The sequence below is a fragment of the Treponema maltophilum ATCC 51939 genome (assembly GCF_000413055.1).
In the GTDB taxonomy this organism is placed as follows: Bacteria; Spirochaetota; Spirochaetia; order Treponematales; family Treponemataceae; genus Treponema_C; species Treponema_C maltophilum.
Genome location: NZ_KE332518.1, coordinates 273,527 through 292,619, shown reverse-complemented (window position 1 = coordinate 292,619; position 19,093 = coordinate 273,527). Strand labels below are relative to the sequence as shown.

Here is a 19,093-nt window from a genome sequence, read left to right as displayed (position 1 = left end):
CTCCTATCGACGCCCGATACTACTATCGGTTTGCTTTTGCGGGAAGTTCCACCTGCCCGATAACCGCATAGTTTTTCATCACGAGCAAAAAAGCCGCCCACTGCGGCAGCGATTGTTCAAGAAAATCGACGCGGCTGCGGTTGCGCGAAGAGGTAAACAAAAATTTTATATTCGACATAACTTCCGGAACGGACTTTTTTGCATCGTCGGTAAGAAGCAGCAAATAACGGTATAAATCGTAAAAATACGATACCTGCGTTTGCACGAAATTCTTGGCTTCCGCATTCACATTGTTCACCATGACTGCCAAATTGCGCGAAAATTCGGGATCGCGGCGCCCGTCGTTCATGTAGCCGATAATCAGGTTTATATCGTTTTTTGCGCCTTTCGCAAAGGATTGTTCAAACGCGTTCAAAATCCGCTGAGCATCGTTGCATGCATACACGGTTGACGAAAAATCCGTTTTTTGCTCCGGATTGTTAAAAAAACCTTCGAGAATAATGTCGTTCAAAAGCCCTTTTACCTGTTCTTCAAAAAAGCGGCTTAAAAAGGTTTTTATAATCTGCATCGGCGTTATCCACAAAAACGAAACCGCCGAATCCTGCTTTAACAGTTTGTTGTTTTCTTCGTTGTATGAAGCCAAAGTCAAAAGCGGCGTATCGCCGAACAGGTCCTTCGTTTCGCGCTCAAGCTGACTGTCCTGCAGCTCGACTTTTATACGCTCTTCTTCCGACTGAAAACGCGTGCGCAAACGCGATGCATAATCGGCAAGCGGCGACGATTTTACAAAAACGGTATCCGGCTTAAAAGAGGCGTCGTCTTTGGCGATTAAGATACATGCTTTGAGCGTTTCGCCGTTCAAAAATTTCGTAAGCACGGCGGCGATTTTTTTTACGTGCACGACCACTTCGTCGGTAGGCAACTTGGCATCGTTTTGGGCGGAAGAAGCAATCGCCATAAGGGCGCGCGCCAACGAAGCGTTTATTTCAAGGCCGGAAGTAATATAATACAGATCCTGCAAAAAAGTTACCGTTTTGTCTATGAGAACCGGCGCGAAGGTGTTTTCGGGATTCAAAGAATCGAAGGCCGGATTGAACGCTTTTAAAAATGCGATAAAATTAAACGCGCACAAATCGTAAAAAATTTCAAGATTTTTTAATGTGGCTTCTATTTGAATAAAGGCCGGCGAACGCAGCATGTGTATGAGTTCTTCCAAAGTATGGTTTTGCGATTCGGCCTCCCGCTGAATGTTACCGCTTTGCTCGAATCTATGCTTGCGCTCTTCGTAAGAAAGCGAGGCGAGTTTTTGCCGATCGTTTTGCATATAGCCGGTTTCTATGAGCATATCGTACACGCGATTTTTAATGCGGGCGTTTTCGCTCGCGCGCATAAAACCGAGCAGTTTAAACAGGGGCGTCGTGTGCGTATACAGCAAAAAGATAAGCTCGCCGAAAGCCGGAAGCAGCTCGCCGTTTTTATACAGGGGCGGATTCATTTGCCGAAGCTGCGTTTCAAGCTTTCTCAGTTGCTGCTTTTGGGGCATGTCGGATTTTTCCTGAGCGAATAAGGATTTAAAAAAATCGATAAGCTGCTGTAAAATACCCATATGTTTATTGTAAAGAGATTATTCCGTTTTGACAATAAGCGCTTGAAAGATTTCCCGATAATCGTCGGCGGTTTGCGCCGAAACAACCTGTTTGCGGTACTGCGCGCTGCCTTCAAAGCCTTTTATGTAAGCGCAAAAGCGCTTGCGCATTTCGCGGCAGGCAACGTCTTCGCCTTTGTCGGCGCATAAAAGTTCCAATTCGGAAAAAGCGGCCTTTAAGCGCTCTTGCAGCGGCACCGGCTCATAAGAACCCGTTTGCAAAAAATCGCGGGTTTGGCGGAATATAAAAGGATGGCCCATGGCGCCGCGCGCAAACATGACAGCCGCGCAGCCCGTTTGCTCAAAAGCCGCACGCGCGTCTTCGGGGCTGAATATATCGCCGGAAGCGAACACGGGAATTTTTCCTTCCAAAAGACGAACGCAGGATGCGATAACGCTTTTGTCCGCCTTGCCCTCATAGCCCTGCGCGCGCGTGCGGCCGTGAACGGTTAAAGCGGCCGCTCCGGCCTCACAGGCGGCGCAAGAAGCTTCGTGCCACGTTAAATGTTCGGCGTCCCAGCCGGAACGTATTTTTACCGTTACGGGAATCGGCACCGCTTCAACGGCCGCGCGCACGATTTCGTAGAGCTTTTCGGGATACCGGGTTAAAAAAGAGCCCGCCCCGCTTTTAATGATTTTAGGCACGGGGCAGCCCGCGTTTATGTCGATAAGTTCGGGCTTTACGCGTTCGTACACAAGGCGCGCGGCCTGAGCGACAACCGCCGCATCGCCGCCGAAGATCTGCACCGCATAAGAGCTTTCGTTCGGCGCGCGCTTCATAATCGCTTCGGTTTTATCGGAACCGCGCACCAACGCTTCGGCGGACACCATTTCCGTGTAAGCAAAATCGGCGCCGCCGAGCCGGCACACGCTGCGAAAAGCGCGGTCGGAATAGCCGGCGACGGGCGCAAGAAACAAATTGCCCGCAATGCGCAGCGAACCTATATCGACGGGACGGTACAAAGACTGCATAAAAACCGAAAATCGGCGTTACTCGGGCAAACGGAAAAAAGCGCAGCTGTTTTTCCACAATTGAGCGGCAAGCGCTTCCATGTCGGTTTCGAGCATTTCAGCCAAAAAGCGCACCGTAGACGGTATGTACGAAGGCATATTGCGCTTGCCGCGGTATTGCGCGGGAACCATAAAGGGGCTTTCCGATTCTATCAGAATACGGTCAAGCGGCAAAGCCAGCACCGTTTCGTGCAGGTTGCGCGCATTGCGGTACGTAAGGTTGCCGGCAAACGAAAAATATAAATTCATGTCGAGCGCTTTTTTTGCATACTCGGCGTTTTCGGAATAACAATGCAAAACGCCGCCGGCCGAAGGAATGCGTTCCGATAAAATATCGAGCACGTCTTTTCCCGCATCGCGGTTATGGATAATGACCGGCATATTCATCTTTTCGGCAAGCTCCAGCTGCGTAATGAACAATTCTATCTGCGAACGCTTGTCGCCGAATTTACGGAAATAATCCAAACCCGTTTCACCGAGGGCGACGACGTTCGGCAGTTTCAGGCTTTCTTCTACGGTTTTAAGCCAATCGCGGCCCGGATTGTTCACCTCCGAAGGAGCGACTCCGACTGCATGATACACTCCGGATACGGACTTCAAGTTGCCGTACACAAGGGAAAAATCATGCAAACTGTTGCAAATGCTTACGATCCGCGTAACTTGGGCTTGCTTCGCTTCCTGAACGACGCGCAACTGTTCAATGGGATCTTCGTAAATAAGCCCGATGTGGGCATGAGTATCAAAAAACTGCATGGCTTTCTTCCAAAAAAGATAATACGGGACAACACGGATCCCGGAGAAGCGCGGGCATCAAGAATTCCCGCATCTCTACCGATAAGAATAACATAGGAATTGTGTATCGTCAACAAATATTTATATTTGACATGATTGTTTTCTGATGATATACTGAAGTATCGTATATATTGTGGAGAAAAGTGTGGCACGGATCCGTACATATAAAAGATTGGAAAAAAGCCTCGTCCATTCGATAATGGTGTTTTTCGGGGGCGTATTCCGTAAAGTTGCCGCGTTTTTCGTTTCGGCCTTTAAATTCTGCGACCGCAAACTGACGATTATGATCGTTCCGCATTCGCAAAGCAAGGTTATCAATTTCAGAACAAACATCTTTTCTTTAGGCGCGGGAACCTTGCTGTTTTTCGGCATTCTCGTTTCATTCTTTTACTTTAACCGCCGCACGGCAACTTCAGCGGCCGAAATAGCACGGCTCCAAGACGAAAACCGCAAAACGCTTGCAAGCTTGGACGAACTGCGCGACGAAAACAACAACCTTTTGCAAACCGCCGAACGCTTTCAAAACACGCTGAGCCGGGCGCTTTCGCTTATCGGTATAAATCAGACGGCGGTTACGCGCAATTCGAATCAAAACAGCGACTTGTCGTCTCTGTTCGGCATGCGTGAAATTGCGCGCGGTTCGGTAAAAGAAAGCGCCGACGTACGCGAGCTTTCGGATTATCTTGAAAATACCATTCAGCCCATAGAACAAATCGGCAAAATGCTTCAAACGCAGGGCGCGATGTTTTCCGATACGCCGAACATTTGGCCGATTAAAGGCGGTTTGGGACATTTTTCGATGCCGTTCGGTCAAGCGCTCCATCCGATTACCGGCCAGTGGTATATTCATAAAGGGCTTGATATTTCGACCTACCGTTCCGGCGATCCGGTTATTTCAACGGCAAACGGACAAGTCGTTACGGTTACTTACGACGCTTCTTTCGGCAACTACGTTATTATTCAGCATAAATACGGATATTACACACGGTACGCCCACATGCAGTCCGTCCGCGTAAAAACGGGACAGTTTGTTTCTCAAGGCGAAGTAATCGGAACGATAGGAAATTCGGGCGTTTCGACCGGACCGCACTTGCACTACGAAGTGCACATCGGTTCGGATGTTGTGGATCCGGCAAAATACGTTAACATTAAGCTTAAAAATTAATCCCGCCGGCACAACGGGAGTTTTCCATGAGTTCACAGTATGATGATATTTCCGTAAATACGCTCATTGCTCCGGGCACTTTTATCAAGGGCGACATGCACTTGGAAGGCTTTATCCGGCTCGACGGCGATATAGACGGGAATATAGATACTTCCGGCAAAATCATCATCGGGAAAAACGCGCGCGTACGGGGCAATATAACGGCTCTTGCCGCGGTTATAAACGGCATTGTCGAAGGCGATATTGTCGCGCCGGAAGGCGTTCAGCTTTTTTCTACGGCTTCGGTTCGCGGCGACATCGTTACAAAAAAAATATCGGTTGAAGAAAATGTTTTTGTGCAGGGACAGTGCATTGTCCTTGACGACGAAAACGCCTTTAACGGGGCAAAAAGTTTATGGCAAGACAAAAAAGCCATCCGCGAAAAAGCCTTTGCCGAAACACGGAGCGCTTTTTAATGGCCGCAGTGGACCCGATGCATATATCGCCGTTTTTCAACGTTCCGGACGCACAGCCGCGCAAAAAGGTTAAAGACGAACGAACGTCGGCAAAGGGCAAAAACGCCGGTTCGGTTTTCGGTACCCTGCTTAAAGAAACCGAAAAAGAAGCCGCGCTCGAAACGGAATTTGAAACCGAAAGCGAAGTTCGGGAAAATCAAAACGTGCGGGGAAAGGCGGGTTTGTCGTTCGACGAGCGGCTTACCGAATTGGTGGATGCCGTCTATGCGGCCGGCGACGAGTTGAAAAAAAATCCTTTTACCGATACCTTTATAAGATATAAAAAACAGCTTTCGCGTTTTATGAAGTTCGTTGTGCAAAATGCATATGAACTGGAAGTGCGCGAACGGCGGAAAGGAACCAAAAGGCAGCAGCTTGTAACCGTGCAAACGATAAACGCGAAGCTGGACGAGCTTGCCGCCGATATTCTGTACAACCAAGCGGATCAGCTGAAAATTCTTGCCAAGATCGAAGAAATAAACGGCCTTTTGGTGGATTTTTTATCCTGAATCCGGAATTTTACAAATTAAGGAAACGTCATGTTTGATGAAGATATAGAAAAACCGAGCAGCGAAGAAGACCTTTTGGCGCTGGAAGATTCCGATGCGCGGCAGGACATTCAGGGCGATGCCGGCAACTTTGTTTTTCCTTCTCCTTTGTATAAACTCGCGCTGGATTATTCGGGTGAAAGTTTATACGCAACTGCGCCGCAAGACTGCACTTTGGCAGCCGGCGACTTTATTGCCGTGTCGACCCGCTACGGAAAAGATTTGGCAAAGGTGCTCGGAATTGTAAAAAAACCGATCGGGATCCGAGCACAGGATATTGTCGAAGCGGAATGCAAAGCTTCGCCGGAAGATTTAAGCCGTGCCGCCGATTTACGTAAAAAGGAAAAAGAAGCCCTGCGCATCTTTAAAGAAAAAACGGCGGCGCATAAGCTCGACATGAAACCGCTCGGCGTTCATTACCTTTTCGACGAACAAAAAGTGCTGTTCTTTTTCAGCTCCGATAATCGCGTGGATTTCCGCGAACTGGTTAAAGATTTGGTTTCGGTGTTTAAAATCCGCATAGAACTGCGTCAAATAGGTGTGCGCGACGAATCGCGTTTAACCGGCGGCTTGGGAGTGTGCGGGCGCCCGTATTGTTGTCATTCGGTTTCCGATAAATTGCGCCCCGTTTCGATCCGCATGGCAAAAGAACAAGGCCTTTCGCTTAATTCCATGAAAATATCCGGTCAATGCGGGCGGCTTTTGTGCTGCCTGTCTTACGAATACGATTGGTACGCCGAAGCGCGCAAAAAAATGCCGGGAGAAGGTTTGCAGATTTTTTACGACAATACGAACTTCCGCATAAGCGAATCGAACCCTATTACCGGTATGATAAAAATGTCCGGAGAAGACGGGCGCGTGCTGGAAATCCCCTCTTCGCGTTTTAAACATACGGAAGGACGCTGGCGCCTAACCGACTGATTCAAAGCCTGCGAAACGGCACGGCCTCGTCTTACTTAAGCACCCACACGGCGGCCTTATCGGCACCGCAGCGCTCGCCTTCCCAATCCGTATAAAAATCGACCGAATCGAATCCCGCTTCTTTTGCGAAACGTTCCGTTTCGTCCGCGGGCGGCATATACACCGGCACATCGGTGCGCACGGGGATAAACTTTTCGCCTTCACGCTCCAAGTGCTGCGAAAGCAAAAGCGTGCCGTCATCGTCCTTTTTTAAGACGGAAAGCAGTTTTACGCGTATGCTTTCGCGCACCTGCGGAAATCCCGGCATATGCAGTACTAAGGAACCGCCGGGCGCAAGCAGCTTCCGACAATCGAAAAAGAATTTGCGGAATAAAATCTTATCGCCGATAAAATACAGCGCGTCTTCGAGCATGTATAAACACTGATAAAAACTTTTTGCCAAAAATCTGCCTATTTCCGAAGGCGTCATTTGAAAAAAGCGCACGTCGGCATTCGGGATCCGTTTGCGGCGCACGGCCGTATCGATAAAATCCCGCGAAGCATCCGTACCCGTCACATCGTAACCGTCGCGGGCAAGCGCATGCTCAAAAGCGCCGGACGCACAGTTTATACGTAAAAGCCGTGCGGGCGCTTCATAGTGCCGTAAAAGTGTACCGAAAAAGCTTTTTTGCCCGTCCGAAACGGGATATAATTCATCATAGTATTCGACAATATTTTCCAAAGATTCCATGTGCATGAATATACTATATTTTTTGAAATAATACTACAGTTTTTAATAAATATTAAAAAACCGTAATGAATCGGACACGTTAACGAATTTATCCTGAAAAGTTAATCCGTTGACAATAGAATCTCCTATATGGTAGTATCTAATTGCTACTATATAGGAGAGTTTATATGAAAACGAACGGCGGCTTTCTTGTAACGAAGATTAAACAGCTCGGAGATCGAATTTTTGAAAAGATTCTCGGCGAAAAGAATATTGACGCGTTCAACGGCGCGCAAGGTCGAATTCTCTATGTACTGTGGCAGAAGGACGGGATTCCAATCAAGTCGCTTTCGGAGAAATGCGGATTGGCTATCACCTCGCTTACTACGATGCTGGAACGAATGGAAAATCACGGGCTTATAAGCCGTGTGCAGGCTGAAACGGATAAGCGAAAAACGCTCCTGTATCTGACCGAAAAATCCCGCTCCTTAAAAAGCGAGTATGATGCCGTATCCGAAAAGATGAGCGCAATTTACTACGAAGGTTTTTCAGATAAAGAAGTCACTCAGTTTGAGCATTACCTTGAACGTATCAGAAAAAACCTGGAGGCACGGCAGGGAACATGAGTATTTGCATAAAGGATCAAATCCAAAATATAAATCTGGTCATCGGCTGCACAGTAGGCTGTGCTTATTGCTATGCACGAAACAATGTAAAGCGGTGGCACATAATTGACGACTTTGCATATCCGGAGTTCTTTCGCGGCAAACTCAAGATAATGGAAAAACAGCGTCCGCATAATTTTCTCCTGACGGGTATGAGCGATTTGTCAGGGTGGAAAGAGGAATGGCGGGAGGAGGTTTTTGACAATATCCGTAAAAATCGGCAACACCGGTTTCTCTTTTTGACCAAGCGGCCCGACTTGCTGGATTTCGATACCGACCTTGAAAACGCATGGTTTGGCGTTACGATCACACGGAAATCCGAACTGTGGCGGATCGATGTCCTGCGAAAGAATATCCGGGCAAAACACTATCATGTCACCTTTGAGCCGCTGTTTGACGATCCCGGAAAGGTTAATCTGACAGATATCGGCTGGATCGTAGTCGGTACGATGACCGGAGCGCAAAGCAAAAAGGTTCATACGGAGCCGGATTGGGCATACTCTCTGACAGATCAGGCACATACACTTGGTATTCCGGTTTTTATGAAAGAAGATCTTGTCCCTATCATAGGTGAGGAAAAAATGATTCAGGAAATGCCTGAAGAATTTAATAGAGTATTGGAGGCGCAGAAAACATGGCACAAGCGGAAATAAACGGCATCCTTATCGGAAACGTTGATACCAAGAATATTATGACCAAATCCGGCCTGCCGGTAGGCGGATATTCGGTCAACCCTTATGTAGGGTGTACTCATGCCTGCAAATATTGCTATGCATCATTCATGAAGCGCTTTACAGGACATACCGAAGCGTGGGGCACTTTCCTTGATGTGAAGCACTGGCCTAAGCTGAAAACCCCGAAGAAGTATGCCGGACAGCGTGTGGTCATCGGGTCTGTAACGGACGGCTATAATCCGCAGGAGGAAACATTCTGTAATACCAGAAAGCTGTTGGAACAGCTCAGGGGCGGCGGCGCAGACATCTTGATCTGTACAAAATCGGATCTTGTGGTACGCGATATTGATCTTTTGAAGGAATTGGGACGGGTTACGGTGTCATGGTCAATCAATACGCTGGATGAGGATTTCAAAAAAGATATGGATAGTGCCGTAAGCATCAAGCGGCGCCTTAATGCTATGAAGCGGGTATATGACGCAGGTATACGTACCGTATGCTTTGTTTCGCCTGTATTTCCGGGCATCACGGACTTTGAAGCAATATTCGAAAAGGTAAAGGATCAATGCGACCTGTTCTGGTTGGAAAATCTTAATCTGCGCGGCGGCTTCAAAAAGACAATTTTGGATTACATCGCGGAAAAGTATCCTGATCTGGTGCCTCTTTATAATGAGATCTATAATAAACATGACCGCAGTTACTTTGAGGCATTGGAAGTAAAAGCCGAAGAGATGGCGAAAAAATATAACTGCCCGTTTGTAGATAACGAAATGCCGTACGGCAGAGTTCCGCAAGGGCATCCGGTGATTGTGGATTACTTCTATCACGAAGAAGTCAAAGGATCGGATAATACGGGGAAAAGAAAGCGATAACCTCCGGTTTGTTTAAAAAAAGCCATCGGTTTATTTTCAGTAAGAAATATTTTATTTTTTTGCCCGCTTCGCCGAATTTGACAAAAAATATTTTGTTTTTCTTTCTTTTGATGAATCCGGCAAAAAATATACAGTGCAGACACTAAAGTCTTTAAAAACGGGCTTTGGTACGTAGTTTTCCCTCTAAAATTATATTGTCTGCACCTATAACATAGATGAGCAGTTATCTGTCCAAACTATGTTCCAAGGAGGCGTGTATGGATTATCTTCCCCGGCACAAAAGTGTAGAAGAATTGACTTTTACCGAAAATTGCATGCCTTGCTGCGCTATCTTTGTAAAAAGCAGGCAACAAGTTATTTTACGCAGAGCATCGACGAACTTGTTGAAACGACAAAAAACAACGAAAAGTTAGAACTTCGTAACTGTCACTGAATATTCATAAAGATGACTTACTCAGACAGGGTTCACAAATAGGAGAGAAAATAGGCTTTGAAGAAGGTATGCGCAAGGGGGCATATCAAGCAAAAATAGAAACGGCAAAGATTTTGTCAACCATGCATTTATCTTGTTCGGACATAGCAAAAGCCACCGGCCTTGCCGAAGCGGAAATAGAAAAGCTGTAAATTCCGATAAATGATAAAGCTCCGACAATGAGTTCTCGCCGCTCGTTGACCGGCGCGGGGGATTTGCGTATAATCGGGATATGGAAAAGCAAAATACTCAAAAGCAGTGCCCGTGCGGCTCGGGTAAGCTTTTTGCGGACTGCTGCGGGCCCGTTATTGCCGGAAAAACCGCGGCGAAAACAGCCGAAAGTTTAATGCGTGCGCGCTATTCGGCCTATGTTATGCATGACATAGACTTTATCGTTTCGAGCTGTGCGCATGAAAAAGGCGAAAATAATATAGATACGGAAGAAACGCGCCGCTGGAGCGAAGAATCCGAATGGCTCGGCTTAAAAATAATCAACACCGAAAAGGGCGGCGAAAACGACACGCAAGGTATAGTGGAATTCGGCGCGGCGTACAGCCGCAAGGGGCTGAAAGACGTTCATAAAGAAAAAGCCGAATTCGTAAAAGAAAACGGCCGCTGGCTGTATAAAACGGGAACGATTACCCCCGTTACGATTGTGCGCGAAGGCAAAAAACCGGGCAGAAACGAAAGCTGCCCCTGCGGTTCGGGCAAAAAATATAAGCATTGTTGCGGGCGATAGCACACAGCAATGCGTGCTGCTGCGGACAGTAAAAACATATGCAGATAAAAACGGGCTTCCACGCCATAGAAGAATACCTTAAAAGTACCGAACATCTTTTAAAAACAAAACCCGATGCGGCGCACGGTATCGAAATCTTATATTCGAAAGCGGGTCCGCGCGTAAAAAAAATTTTGGAACGCGCCCGCGCTTTGCACATTCCGTGCACGCAAACGGACGACGCACACCTTGATTCGCTTGCGGCGCACCTGAACGCTTTGTCGAGGGAACACCGCGGCATTGTGCTTTCGCTGCCTGCGGGAAAAGAAGAAAAAACGGTCGATTTCGACACCTTTATCGACATGCTGACCGAAAGCTGCGCAAGCGAAAAACGCAGCGCGTTGGTCGTTATGCTGGATTCGGTTACCGATCCGCATAATGTCGGCGCGGTTATCAGAAACTGCGACCAGTTAGGCGCCGATTTACTCGTCCTGCCAGAACGCCGCGGAGCAAACGACGCTTCCGTTATCGAACGGGCAAGCGCGGGAGCTTCTTCATGGGTTCCGACCGCGGTAGTAACCAATTTGGTGCGCAGCGCAGAAAAACTGCGCGAAAAAGGCTTTTGGGTATACGGCGCGGCGGCAAACGGAACCGGCGCCCACACGCTTGATTTGACGGGAAACGTCGCCTTCATTATGGGAAGCGAAGGGTCGGGCATAAGCCGCCTTTTAGCGTCCAAGTGTGACGATTTCGTGTCGATTCCGTGCAGCGGCAAGCTCGACAGCTTAAACGTATCGGTTGCGGCCGGCATTTTACTTTACGAACGGCGACGCCAGCTTTTAAATAAAGCGTAAAAAGCGTGCAACCTTTTGTTCAAAAAACGCTCTAAACTATGAATGCCGAGGAGAACTCATGAACGATTCACCGGATAAAGACAGCGAACTTTCAATCCGCGAAGAAGCGGAACAGAAAATCAAAGAAATAAAGCGCAAGGCAAAACAGGATATAGACGACGTAAAATACGAAATGCAGCTGAAGCTTTTGGCCGACAACCGAAAAGCCATAGATCGCGCGTGCAAAAAGGAAAACAGGCGGCGCTACCGTGAGGCAAAGCGCGAAGCGTACCGCAACCGCACCAAACGCTATTCGCTCGGCGAAGAAATATTCAATTCAATTACGCACGGCATAGGAGCTGGTCTTGCAATCGCGGCTTTGGTGCTGCTTATCGTAAAGGCGGCCACGCAGGCGCCGCACGGACTCAAAGCGTATTATGTAACGAGCTGGACACTTTTCGGTTCCTCTTTGGTTATCTTGTACCTTATGTCGACGCTCTACCACGCGCTTACGCCTCCCAAGGCGAAGAGCGTTTTTTCCGTATTCGACCACGCATCGATTTACGTGCTCATAGCCGGAACATACACGCCCTTTTGCCTCGCATCGCTGCACGGCGCACTCGGCTGGACCTTATTCGGCATTATTTGGGCGCTTGCGATAACGGGCATCACGCTGTACTCCGTATTCGGCAGCAAATTGCGTGCAGCTTCGGTCATCACGTACATTCTCATGGGATGGCTCATCGTTTTTGCGTTTAAGCCGATGTACAATGTGCTTCCGCCTGTAAGCATCGTTTTTTTAATAAGCGGCGGTATCGCATACACCGCCGGCGTCTTTTTTTACTCGATGAAAGACCGCAAATGGATGCATTCGATTTGGCACTTGTTTGTCATGGCCGGAAGCGTCTTGCACTTTTTTTCGGTGTATTTTTCGATTTAACCGCCGCAACTAATCGCGGCAAAAGAGTGTAGCGTCGGCCGAACCGGAAGCGAGGTTTTCCAATATGCGCTCTTTGCCTCCGTTTGCCAAAATCATCGGTATGCCGCAGGCGAACATTTTTTCGGCGGCTTGAAGCTTTGTTTCCATGCCGCCGGTGCCGAACGCGTTTGTTTTGCCGATGCTGATGTGCTTTTTTAATTCATCGATGTCCGAAACTTTTTGTATCAATTCGGCGCCGGGGTTTTCTTTGGGATTCGCCGTATACACGCCGTCTATATCGCTGAACAAAATCAGTAAGTCGGCCGACCACAATTCGGCGGTAAGCGCGCTCAAATTGTCGTTGTCGCCGATACGGATTTCTTCGACGCACACCGAATCGTTTTCGTTTATAACGGGGAGCACGCCTTCATCGACGAGCGTAAAAAGCGTGTTGCGCATATTCAGCGTTCTGTAGTCGTGGGTAAAATCCTCTTTGGTAAATAACAGCTGACCGATGTGAATTCCGTACTTAAAAAACGCGGCGCGCCATTGATACATCAGTTCCACCTGCCCGATCGCACAGAGCGCCTGCCGATAATGGATATCTTTTTTGCGCGTCCATCTGTTCAGCGCGGACATGCCGGCAACCTGAGCGCCGGACGACACAATGACAAGCTGTTTGTTCCGTGCAATCAAATCGGCACACTGAGCGGCAAAGCCGTCCATAAAATCGGTATTGATTGTACCGTCCGCTTTTGCAAGCGTATTCGAGCCTATTTTTATAACGATTTTGCGCGCACCGGCTATCGCATCGGCAACATTCATCGAACCTGTCCTTCTCCGTCTATGCAGTATTTTGTCGTCGTAAGCGCGCTTAATCCCATGGGACCGCGCACGTGCAGTTTTTGCGTGCTGATTCCCCATTCGGCGCCGAAGCCGAATTCTCCGCCGTCGGTAAAGCGCGTGGAAGCGTTTACATATACGCAGGCGGCATCGACTTGCGTTTGAAAAAACCGCGCGTTCGCAACGCTTTCGGTAATGATCGATTCGGAATGTCCGCTGTTGTGTGCATTGATGTGTGTAACGGCTTGTTCAACCGAATCGACGACTTTTACGGCAAGTATATAATCCAAAAACTCGGTACCGAAATCGCCGTCGGACGCAGGCACAAGCTTTGTGTTCCGCACCGAAGAAAGCGCGGAGTTTTCAACGGCGGCATTCAGTATGGGAAAAGAACGCTCGCAGCAGCGCAGTTCCGCCCTGCCGGCAAAACGTTCGGCCAAAGCGGGCAAAAAACATTCGGCGAGGTTTTTGTGCACCAACAGCGTTTCGATCGCATTGCATACGCCGGGGCGCTGCAGTTTTGCGTTTTCGGCAACGGCGAGCGCCGCTGCGATATCGGCGCTTTCGTCGACAAACAAATGGCATACGCCCGTTCCCGTTTCTATAACGGGCACCGCGGCGTTCGCGCACACCGTTTCGATAAGGTTTTTACCGCCGCGCGGAAGCACGACGTCTATTTTCCCGCGCGCTTTAATGATTTGATTGACTTCTTCGTGTCCGCCGCAAGCCAGCTCGAGCGCGTGCGGAATCGGCAGCGCTTTTTTTATCGCGTTTACGAGCGCCTTATTCGATTCAAGCGCGCTCGAACTTCCGCGCAACAGCAGCGCATTACCGCTTTTCCACGCTAAAGAAAAAGCTTCCGCGGTAACGTTCGGCCTCGATTCGTAAATGATGGCGGCAACGCCCATCGGAACGCAAACCTTTTTTATGTTTAAACCGTTTGCCGTTTTCCAGCCTTCGAGCACGCGCCCGATCGGATCAGGTTGAGCGATGACAGTCTGAATGCTTCGGATTATTGCGCCGATGCGCTCCTCGGTTAAAAGCAGGCGGTCTGCAAGAGAATCTTTGATGCCGGCCTTTCGGGCTTTTTCAACATCGATTTTATTTGCAGCTAAAATTTCGGAACGCGCATCGCCGATCGATTCGGCCGCTTTCGCAAGCGCCGCATTTTTTTGCGCCGTACAAAGGCCGGCCAAGCCGAAAGAAGCTTCGCGCAAGCCTGCAAAAATTCGTTCGTCAATCATAGCGGCAGGTCAATAATTTGCCAAAAAACACATACCCAGCAAAATGTACAGCCGGGCAAGATTTTCGGAACACTTTTTTTTCGGCGATACGTTTTGTAAAAACTGCCAAAACACGCCGAAGTCCGGGTCGATGCGCAAAGCGTATTCGGCAAAGTCGTCTTTTTTCGACTGCGAACCGAAGAGCAAATATACGACATCGTGCAGCAGCAGCATAAACTGCTCGTAGACACCGCCGTAGGCTCCTTTTTCCAAGGCGGAACAGATTCCGTCAATCTGAAAAAGAACCTGTTCCTTTAAAGCTTCGTCCGATTTTTCCACCCACGTTTTTTGTACAAGCAGGGCCGAATTGCGGTGGAAACTTTTTATGAGCTTTTGTTCGGCTTCTTTTCTGATGCCGGAAGACTTTTGCGTCAAGCGCGCAAATACATGGTCGGAATCAAAAATGCCGGCAACGACGGAAGCGCTTTGTGCGAGAACTCCTTCATCGCCGCTTTGCGAAAAATTTTCCAAAGCGGCGGCAACTTCGTTGTTGACGATTTGAGCCAATAGTTTTTTTTGTGTGTTTCCGGAATTCCGCATACCTAAGGGTGCCTTTTTCCGGCGGTTTTGTCAAGGGTGTGCCGGCAGGGATTCGGCATAAACGAAAAAACGGTGAAAAATAAAATACATTTATAGCGAAACTTCGCCCGTACTCGGCATGGTTGCGCTTTTAGGGCAAAATTACCCGTGATAAACGCGCAAAACGCCTCGCGGGCGGGTTTCGCTCTGACCGTGTTTTTATTTGCATTTTTTTCATTTCTCTACTCATGCCGAGCCTCTGCCCGTCGAAGCATCGCGAACAGTCAAATCCGGCAGCTCTGGGCCGCGACCTCCAAAAAAGATTGTGCAGGGACGTACAATTCTTTCTCCGAGTTTTGTTTGCACAAAACTCGCCTATCTATAACTCTTTCCGGCTTCCTACCAGGACAATTTGAATGTTGCGGCAAGGATGCCGCTGAAACGGACCGTCTTGTGAGTTTTCAATGTGTCGCCGGGCAGCGATTCGGTATGAGCAGAAAGTTCAAAAGAGTCGTGTTTATGGGAAATGGCGTGAAAAAAGTACCCGTGAACGGCTTGTGAGCGCAGCGAATTGCCTGAACGGGTGCTTTTTTTTCACGCCTTATCGAAAGCTGATATTTTTTGTTTCCCTTCATGCTGAAGCCCTGCAAGCGTACTTCTTGACCCGATTTTTATATTTGTATACTATAATAGGGATATGAAGATTTTTAAATTAGGCGAAGACGTGCTCAGACAAAAGGCGCTTCCGGTGGAACATATAAACGACGATATCCGTTCTTTAGCCGCACAAATGCTGACGGCAATGCAGGAAAACAACGGCATCGGATTGGCGGCTCCGCAAGTCGGTATGTCGCTGAGGCTTTTTGTCGTCGATACCGGAGACGGAGTTCAGCGCATATTTATAAATCCGCAAATAATCGAAACGTCCGAAAAAACGAGCCTGTACGAAGAAGGCTGTCTTTCGATTCCGAAAGTATACGAAAAAATCGAACGCCCCGAAAGGGTAAAAGTTCAGGCATTTGACGAAAAGGGCGCCCCCTTTACGCTGGATGCCGACGGCCTTTTGGCGCGCGTCATTCAGCACGAATACGACCACTTGGACGGCGTTCTGTTCATCGATCGCGGAGATCCGGAATTCAAGCAGGCAACTATAGAAAACTTTAAACGGCGCGAAGAACGCAGGCGCGAAAAAGCCGCACAAAAAGAAGCGCAGGCGCGAAAAATCGCGGCAAAAATCGCTCACAAAAAACAAACGGCACAAGAGGCGACAAGCCGGTGCTGAATATTGTTTTTGCGGGAAGTCCCGCCATAGCCGCAATTTTGCTGAAGGGGCTTATCGAATTAAAACAAGTCGGCATTGCCGCAGTCCTTACAAACGCGCCTTCTCCGGTCGGGCGCAGTAAAACGCCGGTGAGCACGCCGGTCGCGCAGCTTGCGCATGAAAACGGCCTTACCGTTTTGGAGCCGGAAAAGCTCGATACTTCCGTGCGCGAAAAAATCGCCGCGCTCAAGCCGGATCTTTTAGTGTGCTTTGCCTACGGCAAAATATTCGGCCCCAAATTCCTTGCGCTTTTTTCGAAAGGCGGCATAAACCTGCATCCGTCGCTTTTACCCAAATACCGCGGGCCTACGCCCGTTCCTGCAGCAATCCTTGCAGGAGAAACAAAAACCGGCATTACCGTGCAGCGTTTGGCGCAGCGCATGGACAGCGGCGATATCCTCGCCCAAAAAGAAATCGTCCTGGACGGAACCGAAACGGCCGAAGAAGTGCTCATGCATGCCGCGCGCGAAGGAGTTCCGCTCGTGTCGGACGTGCTTGCCCAAATTGAATCGGGGACGGAACGGGCGGTTGCGCAAAACGAAGAAGAAGCGTCGTACTGTAAAGTTTTTTGCAAAGCGGACGGTCTTTTGGACTGGACAAAAAGCGCGGCAAGCCTGTGCGCTCAAGTACACGCCTTTCAGCCTTGGCCGGGAACGTTCACCTATGCGGGAAACGCCAAGCTCTACATTCATACCGCAAGCGTATACCGCGGCGACTGCACATTCGGCGAAGCGGCGGCGGGGACCGTTATCGGTATAGACAAAGACTGCGGAATTCTGGTACAAACAGGAGACGGAGTTCTTGCAATACAAAAACTGCAAAAGGAAGCTAAAAAAGCCATGTCGTGGAAGGATTTTTTGAACGGCAGCCGGAACTTTATCGGCACGCAATGTTCGAGTTCTGCGTCTTCGAACGTTCCGTCCGCGCAATAAGGAATACAAGATGAATTTAAATCATTGGAAAAAACTGAGTTCTTTCGGAATCGATTTGGACAAAACCGAAGAAACGATACGCACAAACCGCAAGTTGATTTTTACCGTTGCGGCGCTCATGCTCTGTTTTATGTTTTTGGCGGCTCTCGCGGCATTCTTTATAAGCGTAAAAAGCCCCGAACGCGTTATGGTTCCCGACGTTACGGGAAAAGATTTGACCGATGCGCTGCAGGAAATGCAGGCGAAAGAACTGTACCCGAAAATACGTTTGCGCTATTCGAAAAGTCCCGAAGAAAAAGGCAGCGTTCTTGAACAAAGTCCTTCCGGCGGAACGATTGTAAAAGCCGGCGAACGCATAAACCTTACCGTAAGCCAGGGCGTTGTGCTCGACCGCGTGGAAAACTACGTCGGAATGAAAATCGACGATGTGCGCGCGCAGCTGCAAACCCTGTTTGCGTCTTCATCCGTTCAAATGATAAAATTGCCCGATGTTCCGATTTATAAAGAAGATGCCGCCGAAGCCGGCACTATTTTGGAACAAAACCCGCTGCCGAACACAAACCTGAGTTCGCCCGTAACGCTTGAGCTGGTCGTTTCCTCCGGCCCCGGCCGCGAAGAAGTGCCCGTTCCGAATATCGTCGGGCTTTCGCTGAACGACACTTTGCTGCAAATGAGCCGCAGCAAAATCATCTTTAACTTTACCGCGCAGCTTCCGGCTGAAGGGCAGAAAGCGGGAACAGTTGTATCGCAAAAGCAGAGCGGAAATCGGCAAACTCTTCCTGCCTATTCGCGCGTAGACGCCGTTATCGCGATTCCCGATTCTCCGAAAGGGAACCTTGTATACGGCCTCTTGGATGAAAGGCTTCCGCCCTACCCCTACGCTCTTCCCGTCGAACTGAAAGCGGAAACACCGGAAGGCAACGCGTACAGCATTGTCGCCCTGCAGCATACCGGCAACCGCTTGACGATTCCCTATGCCGTCCCGCACAATACGCGCCTCATTCTTACCGTTTCCGGCAACGAAATACGGCGCTTTACCGTGGAGTGAGGGCAAGATATTATTATGCCGAAGGGAAAATCGCTTCTGGCTCATGCCGACGTAAAGGACGTTGAATCAGTTCGTATGTAATACCACATACATCTTCGGTGTCTAGATATGCGAAGTGTCCGTCGTTATCAAGACCGAAACCGCCACCTTCCATAATAATTGAAAACCCGGCATCAAAGGCATTTTTTAAAGCTTTTTGAATATCTTTAACATAAATACCGAGGTGCTGCACTCCATATCCGTGTTTCTTTATGAAGTCGGTATAGATTGTATGTCCTTCTAAGTTTTGGATAAGTTCTATTCTGGTATTTCCAAAATACCCCAAAGCAATCCGAGCTCTATATGTTATAGGCTTATTTTTATAATTCATAAATTTCAAAAGTGGTGGCCCGTATGTATAGATATGCCATCCGCCCATTCCAAATTTTTCATAGTAAGCCTTAATAGTTGCATCTACATTTTCAACTACATAACCAATCTGCCCAATAGATTGATTTAGAAAATCAGCTTGCATCATAAGTTCTCCTCAAATTGAAATATTAAATCAAGGGAAGCGTCCGAAAACTAAAGTTTTGGGTAACATCCGATGTCGATTCATGATAGGCATGAAAAATAAAAAAGTCAAGTAAAGTTTTTTTCAAGCTTACCTTCGACAATACCTCCTCTCATTGCATGTTTCAGATAATTTAATATATTTTGTTGCGTGTTG

21 protein-coding genes are annotated in these 19,093 nt (G+C 48.5%); 13 read left to right on the top strand and 8 right to left on the bottom strand.

Translation table 11 applies throughout. The features are described from left to right. Positions 1-22: 22 nt before the first annotated feature. The 3 genes from HMPREF9194_RS01345 to HMPREF9194_RS01335 are packed head-to-tail and all read right to left on the bottom strand — an operon-like array spanning position 23 to position 3,409. On the bottom strand, positions 23-1,606 hold the full coding sequence (locus tag HMPREF9194_RS01345; RefSeq protein WP_016524566.1) for a DUF5312 family protein: 1,584 nt from the start codon (positions 1,604-1,606) through the stop codon (positions 23-25). 18 nt (positions 1,607-1,624) lie between these two features. Beyond that, positions 1,625-2,617, bottom strand: a complete 993-nt coding sequence (dusB, locus tag HMPREF9194_RS01340) for a tRNA dihydrouridine synthase DusB (protein WP_016524565.1) — start codon at positions 2,615-2,617, stop codon at positions 1,625-1,627. 18 nt (positions 2,618-2,635) lie between these two features. Further along, positions 2,636-3,409, bottom strand: a complete 774-nt coding sequence (locus tag HMPREF9194_RS01335) for a TatD family hydrolase (RefSeq protein ID WP_016524564.1) — start codon at positions 3,407-3,409, stop codon at positions 2,636-2,638. A gap of 184 nt (positions 3,410-3,593) precedes the next feature. Between HMPREF9194_RS01335 and HMPREF9194_RS01330 the strand changes: the two genes are divergently transcribed. The 4 genes from HMPREF9194_RS01330 to HMPREF9194_RS01315 are packed head-to-tail and all read left to right on the top strand — an operon-like array spanning position 3,594 to position 6,576. Then, positions 3,594-4,613, top strand: a complete 1,020-nt coding sequence (locus tag HMPREF9194_RS01330; protein ID WP_016524563.1) for a M23 family metallopeptidase — start codon at positions 3,594-3,596, stop codon at positions 4,611-4,613. Positions 4,614-4,639: 26 nt separating this feature from the next. After that, complete coding sequence (locus HMPREF9194_RS01325) at positions 4,640-5,068, top strand: bactofilin family protein (RefSeq protein WP_016524562.1); 429 nt, start codon at positions 4,640-4,642, stop codon at positions 5,066-5,068. Continuing rightward, positions 5,008-5,616, top strand: coding sequence for a YaaR family protein (locus HMPREF9194_RS11735; RefSeq protein ID WP_084663047.1), 609 nt, complete (start codon positions 5,008-5,010; stop codon positions 5,614-5,616). Before HMPREF9194_RS01325 ends, HMPREF9194_RS11735 begins: the two co-directional genes overlap by 61 nt. 30 nt (positions 5,617-5,646) lie before the next feature. After that, positions 5,647-6,576 carry a PSP1 domain-containing protein gene (locus HMPREF9194_RS01315; protein WP_016524560.1) on the top strand — a complete coding sequence of 310 codons (930 nt, stop codon included), beginning with the start codon at positions 5,647-5,649 and terminating at the stop codon, positions 6,574-6,576. Between the two features lie 31 nt (positions 6,577-6,607). On the opposite strand, the gene HMPREF9194_RS01310 is transcribed toward HMPREF9194_RS01315, so the two are convergent. Next, positions 6,608-7,312: a class I SAM-dependent methyltransferase gene (locus HMPREF9194_RS01310; RefSeq protein ID WP_156827978.1), complete on the bottom strand. Its 705-nt coding sequence runs from the start codon at positions 7,310-7,312 to the stop codon at positions 6,608-6,610. A gap of 161 nt (positions 7,313-7,473) precedes the next feature. On the opposite strand from HMPREF9194_RS01310, the gene HMPREF9194_RS01305 reads away from it, so the two are divergent. The 6 genes from HMPREF9194_RS01305 to trhA all read left to right on the top strand — a co-directional run bounded on the left by HMPREF9194_RS01305 (position 7,474) and on the right by trhA (position 12,459). Continuing rightward, positions 7,474-7,911 (top strand): radical SAM mobile pair system MarR family transcriptional regulator, encoded by a 438-nt coding sequence (locus HMPREF9194_RS01305; protein WP_016524558.1) that lies wholly within the window; start codon positions 7,474-7,476, stop codon positions 7,909-7,911. After that, positions 7,908-8,603 (top strand): radical SAM mobile pair protein A, encoded by a 696-nt coding sequence (locus HMPREF9194_RS01300; protein WP_016524557.1) that lies wholly within the window; start codon positions 7,908-7,910, stop codon positions 8,601-8,603. Before HMPREF9194_RS01305 ends, HMPREF9194_RS01300 begins: the two co-directional genes overlap by 4 nt. Further along, on the top strand, positions 8,585-9,496 hold the full coding sequence (locus tag HMPREF9194_RS01295; protein WP_016524556.1) for a radical SAM mobile pair protein B: 912 nt from the start codon (positions 8,585-8,587) through the stop codon (positions 9,494-9,496). The genes HMPREF9194_RS01300 and HMPREF9194_RS01295 overlap by 19 nt, the downstream gene beginning before the upstream one ends. Before the next feature lie 704 nt (positions 9,497-10,200). After that, complete coding sequence (locus HMPREF9194_RS01290; protein WP_016524554.1) at positions 10,201-10,707, top strand: YchJ family protein; 507 nt, start codon at positions 10,201-10,203, stop codon at positions 10,705-10,707. Between the two features lie 38 nt (positions 10,708-10,745). Further along, positions 10,746-11,540, top strand: coding sequence for a 23S rRNA (guanosine(2251)-2'-O)-methyltransferase RlmB (gene rlmB / locus HMPREF9194_RS01285; RefSeq protein WP_016524553.1), 795 nt, complete (start codon positions 10,746-10,748; stop codon positions 11,538-11,540). Between the two features lie 58 nt (positions 11,541-11,598). Continuing rightward, positions 11,599-12,459, top strand: a complete 861-nt coding sequence (trhA, locus tag HMPREF9194_RS01280; RefSeq protein ID WP_016524552.1) for a PAQR family membrane homeostasis protein TrhA — start codon at positions 11,599-11,601, stop codon at positions 12,457-12,459. Between the two features lie 9 nt (positions 12,460-12,468). Here the strand turns inward: trhA and proB are convergent, their stop codons facing one another. Genes proB through HMPREF9194_RS01265 form a run of 3 tightly spaced genes read right to left on the bottom strand, consistent with a single transcriptional unit; the run spans position 12,469 to position 15,104 of the window. Continuing rightward, positions 12,469-13,263 (bottom strand): glutamate 5-kinase, encoded by a 795-nt coding sequence (proB, locus tag HMPREF9194_RS01275; protein ID WP_016524551.1) that lies wholly within the window; start codon positions 13,261-13,263, stop codon positions 12,469-12,471. Continuing rightward, positions 13,260-14,525 (bottom strand): glutamate-5-semialdehyde dehydrogenase, encoded by a 1,266-nt coding sequence (locus tag HMPREF9194_RS01270; RefSeq protein ID WP_016524550.1) that lies wholly within the window; start codon positions 14,523-14,525, stop codon positions 13,260-13,262. Before HMPREF9194_RS01270 ends, proB begins: the two co-directional genes overlap by 4 nt. Before the next feature lie 9 nt (positions 14,526-14,534). After that, positions 14,535-15,104 (bottom strand): hypothetical protein, encoded by a 570-nt coding sequence (locus HMPREF9194_RS01265; protein WP_016524549.1) that lies wholly within the window; start codon positions 15,102-15,104, stop codon positions 14,535-14,537. 676 nt (positions 15,105-15,780) lie between these two features. On the opposite strand from HMPREF9194_RS01265, the gene def reads away from it, so the two are divergent. From def to HMPREF9194_RS01250, 3 genes are read left to right on the top strand one after another with little or no spacing between them, the layout of a single operon-like run. Beyond that, complete coding sequence (gene def / locus HMPREF9194_RS01260) at positions 15,781-16,365, top strand: peptide deformylase (protein ID WP_016524548.1); 585 nt, start codon at positions 15,781-15,783, stop codon at positions 16,363-16,365. Continuing rightward, positions 16,359-17,336, top strand: coding sequence for a methionyl-tRNA formyltransferase (fmt, locus tag HMPREF9194_RS01255; protein WP_016524547.1), 978 nt, complete (start codon positions 16,359-16,361; stop codon positions 17,334-17,336). The genes def and fmt overlap by 7 nt, the downstream gene beginning before the upstream one ends. A 10-nt stretch (positions 17,337-17,346) precedes the next feature. After that, positions 17,347-18,384 carry a PASTA domain-containing protein gene (locus HMPREF9194_RS01250; RefSeq protein ID WP_016524546.1) on the top strand — a complete coding sequence of 346 codons (1,038 nt, stop codon included), beginning with the start codon at positions 17,347-17,349 and terminating at the stop codon, positions 18,382-18,384. Between the two features lie 13 nt (positions 18,385-18,397). Here HMPREF9194_RS01250 and HMPREF9194_RS01245 read toward each other — a convergent pair whose 3' ends face one another. Next, a complete protein-coding gene (locus HMPREF9194_RS01245; RefSeq protein WP_016524545.1) occupies positions 18,398-18,901 on the bottom strand; it encodes a VOC family protein in 504 nt (167 codons plus the stop codon). Between the last annotated feature and the right edge of the window lie 192 nt (positions 18,902-19,093).